The sequence below is a fragment of the Chroococcidiopsis cubana SAG 39.79 genome (assembly GCF_003991895.1).
Taxonomy (GTDB): Bacteria; Cyanobacteriota; Cyanobacteriia; order Cyanobacteriales; family Chroococcidiopsidaceae; genus Chroococcidiopsis; species Chroococcidiopsis thermalis.
In genome coordinates, this window is sequence record NZ_RSCK01000115.1 from 15,055 (window position 1) to 15,475 (window position 421).

Genomic DNA, 421 nt, shown 5'->3' on the forward strand with positions numbered 1-421 from the left:
AGCATGAACGATCGATTCCGCTCCCGCTTCACGATACACGACTAACACTGCGTAGTACAACGCTTGGAACACCTCAATTTTATCTGGAAGCAGTTCGATGATAACCTCCTGGCGCTGGCGGTTGCGTTGTTGGTTTTTCCGATCGCGATGTCGGGCATACGATCGACGGCTGTAGCACACCTTGGAATTCCAGCAACCGTCGCCCTCGGCTCCATGCAATACTCGCGCTTGCGCTGCATCGAGCATGGCGCATTTTTGGCATTTAAGGGGAATCGACCGAGCACGGGTCGACTTGGAGGAGGCATCCAATTGAGTTTTTTGAGATTTTGCCATGCGAACGAGTGTCGAAATCGATTTGGATCGAGATCTCAAATCATTTCAAACTGTGTCCTACTTGCTAGTAAGTGAAAATCTAGGCAGA

1 pseudogene is annotated in these 421 nt (G+C 50.1%); it reads right to left on the reverse strand.

The window, feature by feature from the left end:
* A pseudogene (locus tag DSM107010_RS32805) lies at positions 1-333 on the reverse strand (hypothetical protein); the annotation flags it as partial.
* Between the last annotated feature and the right edge of the window lie 88 nt (positions 334-421).